Here is a 3398-nt window from a genome sequence, read left to right as displayed (position 1 = left end):
CGGCTGGTGATGTAAAGGGTGGGAGTGTTCGCCCAGTTGGCTTGTACCAGTAGAAGGCGTCCTTGCGGATCTGCCGGTCGTGGGTGACCAAACCCTTGTCGTTGATGCCGGGCTGACTTCCTTCGTTTCGCCCGTCGGAGGCGAAGTCGAACATGGCCCAGACGAACGTGCCCCAGATGTACGGACGGGCGGCGAGCTGCTTCCAGGCCATCGTGCCCTCGCCACGCCTACCGGCATGCGGTACTTGTGTCCGACGCCGTTCCGCATACGACCACACCACCGTCCCGATGCCACAAAGGAGTGCGCGATGGGAACGTACGAGGATGTCTTCCGCGCCAGCACCGAGGACCCCGAGCGCTTCTGGCTGAAAGCGGCGGAGGGCATCGACTGGGATGCGGCTCCGCACCGCGCGCTGGACGCCTCGGGCGCGCCCTTCTACCGCTGGTTTCCCGACGGGAGGCTCAACGTCTGCTTCAACGCGCTCGACCGGCACATCGAGGCCGGCCGGGGTGAACTGCCCGCGCTCGTCTACGACTCACCCGTGACCGACACCCGGCGCACCTACACCTACGCGCAGTTGAGGGAAGAGGTGGCGGCCTTCGCCGGAGCCCTGGCAGGGCTCGGCGTGGGGCACGGCGACCGGGTGGTCATCTACATGCCGATGGTCCCCGAAGCCGTCGTCGCGATGCTGGCCTGCGCACGGATCGGGGCGGTCCACTCGGTCGTCTTCGGCGGGTTCGCCCCGCGCGAACTCGCCCTGCGCATCGACGACGCGGCCCCCAAGGTGGTCGTCTCCGCCTCCTGCGGCATCGAAGGCAAGCGGGTCCTCGCGTACAAGCCCCTGCTCGACCGGGCGATCGAACTCGCGGCCCACAAGCCCCAGAAGAGCGTCATCCTGCAACGCCCGCAGGAGCGGGCCGAGTTGGGGCCCGACGATCTCGACTGGGCCGAACTGGTCGCCGCCGCGACGCCTGCCGACTGCGTTCCCGTCCCCGCCACCGATCCCCTCTACATCCTCTACACGTCCGGAACGACCGGAAAGCCCAAGGGAGTCGTACGCGACTGCGGCGGCTACGCGGTCGCCCTGCACTGGTCGATGGGGGCCGTCTACGACGTGGGCCCGGGCGAGACGATGTTCACCGGCTCCGACGTCGGCTGGGTCGTCGGCCACTCGTACATCGTCTACGCACCCCTGCTGGCCGGCGCGACCACGGTCCTCTACGAGGGCAAACCGGTCGGCACCCCGGACGCGGGCCAGTTCTGGCGCGTCGCCGCCGAACACCGGGCCAGGACCATGTTCACCGCGCCCACCGCCCTCCGGGCCATCCGCAAGGAGGACCCGAAAGGCACGCTCACCGCCGACTACGACCTCTCCCACCTGCGCCACCTCTTCCTCGCGGGCGAACGCCTGGACCCCGAGACCTACCACTGGGCGAGCGCCCTGCTGGACATCCCGGTGATCGACCACTGGTGGCAGACCGAGACCGGCTGGCCCATCGTCGCCAACCCGGTCGGTATCGAGGCCGCGCCCGTCAGGCCCGGCTCGCCGACCCGCCCGCTGCCGGGCTGGGACGTGCGCGTCCTGGACGCCTCGGGCGATGCGGTGCCCGCGGGCGTCGACGGTGCGATCGTCGTGAAGCTTCCTCTGCCACCCGGCGCGCTTCCCACCCTCTGGAACGACGACAACCGCTACATCGCCTCCTACCTCTCCGCCTACGACGGCTACTACCTCACCGGCGACAGCGGGCACATCGACGCCGACGGCTACGTCTTCGTCATGGGCCGCACCGACGACGTCATCAACGTCGCCGGACACCGGCTGTCCACCGGCAGCATGGAGGAAGCACTGGCCGCCCACCCCGACGTCGCCGAATGCGCCGTCATCGGCGTCGCCGACGCCCTCAAGGGACAGATCCCGCGCGGCTTCGTCGTCCTCAAGACAGGCAGCGGCCGAGAACCGGGCGAGGTCGAGGCCGAACTCGTCCAACTCGTACGCGAGCGCATCGGCGCCGTCGCCTCCCTCAAGGACGTCACGGTCGTCGCCGCCCTGCCCAAGACCCGCTCGGGGAAGATCCTGCGCAAGACGATGCGCGGCATCGCCGACGGCCACGACGAGCCGATCCCCTCCACGGTGGACGACCCCGGCGTCATCGAAACCCTGCGCCCCGTTCTCCGCCGCACCGGCCACACCCCGTGAACGGCTGTCCTGCCTGGTCGGCCGGGACCGGGCACTCGAAGCCATCCTGAGCAGCCACGGCTACGACGCCGACCTGGTTCAATCCGCCCTGACGTGCGAAGTGTCCGACGCCAGCAGCACCGCCCCGCATCTGCGCCGGGCCCTGGTCTGCGACGAGGGCGGACGCGGCCTGCTTCTCATAGCCCAGCTCATCGAACACCGGGGCACACGGCAGCACCACGAGGGCGAGGTCATCTGGGCGGAGCAGCAGATTCCAGCTTCCCTTGGCGAAACTTCATCCGCTGTGCAGCGAGGCTCGGCGCGAGGGACCACGGGATACCGGCGATGACTCGCGCCGACGCCGGCACGAGACCGGGGACGCCAGGCCCCTGACGACCGATCACGGCTCCGCCGCTGACGCCTGTGGGCGCGACGCACGAGTGCGTGTGTCGCGCTACGGGGCCTTTCGGCCGACGCGCTTCAGCCCAACCGTGCAGCGCTGCGCCCCTGGCATGCGCTGCCTGCGGAGGGGGCCTGAACCCGCACCCGCCACAGGGGATCCGCTTGCACCTCCGCACCCCCACAGCATAATATTATGCTCGTACTTTTAATGTCGGACCGATGACAGGTCGGCCGGCAGGGGGCACGCCGGGGCGACCTCGCCCGCGCGATGTCCGCACCGCCCCTGAGCGAACCACCACCTACCTCTGAGGAATCACCCATGCTCAACGCCCTGTGGAACCCCGCCGTCGTGGGAGAGATCCCCCTGCCGCACCGACTGGCGATGGCGCCCCTGACGCGGAACCGGGCCACCCCGGACGGCGTGCCGACCGACCTGAACGCCGAGTACTACGCTCAGCGCGCCTCGCACGCCCTCATCATCACCGAGGGCACCCAGCCCTCCGCGGACGGCCAGGGCTACCCGGTGACCCCCGGCATCTACACGGACGCCCACATCGCCGGCTGGCGCAAGGTCACCGACGCCGTACACAAGGCCGACGGACGCATCGTCATCCAGCTGATGCACGCCGGACGCATCTCCCACCCCGACAACACCCCCCATCACCGGCAGGCGGTAGCACCCTCCGCCGTCCGGCCGGCGGGCGACATGTTCACCGCGACCGGGCTCAAGCCCATGCCCCTGCCCCGCGAACTGTCCACCGACGAGGTCGCGGAGACGGTCCAGGACTTCCGGCGCGCCGCCGCGGCCGCCATCGCCGCC

The 3398-nt window shown here is 70.0% G+C and carries 3 protein-coding genes and 1 pseudogene; 3 read left to right on the top strand and 1 reads right to left on the bottom strand.

Features of this window, described 5'->3' with window-relative positions:
• Positions 1-211 (bottom strand): hypothetical protein (locus STRTUCAR8_RS53730; RefSeq protein ID WP_006376786.1); only part of this gene is annotated, 211 nt, incomplete at its 3' end.
• Between the two features lie 96 nt (positions 212-307).
• On the opposite strand from STRTUCAR8_RS53730, the gene STRTUCAR8_RS15810 reads away from it, so the two are divergent.
• The 3 genes and pseudogenes from STRTUCAR8_RS15810 to STRTUCAR8_RS15805 form a co-directional block, all read left to right on the top strand.
• Positions 308-2197 carry an AMP-binding protein gene (locus STRTUCAR8_RS15810; RefSeq protein ID WP_006376784.1) on the top strand — a complete coding sequence of 630 codons (1890 nt, stop codon included), beginning with the start codon at positions 308-310 and terminating at the stop codon, positions 2195-2197.
• 82 nt (positions 2198-2279) lie between these two features.
• Positions 2280-2525: pseudogene (locus tag STRTUCAR8_RS54205) on the top strand (ATP-binding protein); the annotation flags it as partial.
• A gap of 372 nt (positions 2526-2897) precedes the next feature.
• Positions 2898-3398 (top strand): oxidoreductase (locus tag STRTUCAR8_RS15805; RefSeq protein WP_006376787.1); only part of this gene is annotated, 501 nt, incomplete at its 3' end.

Source organism: Streptomyces turgidiscabies Car8 (genome assembly GCF_000331005.1).
Lineage (GTDB): Bacteria > Actinomycetota > Actinomycetes > Streptomycetales > Streptomycetaceae > Streptomyces > Streptomyces turgidiscabies.
This window is presented reverse-complemented; position numbering and strand designations above follow the sequence as displayed.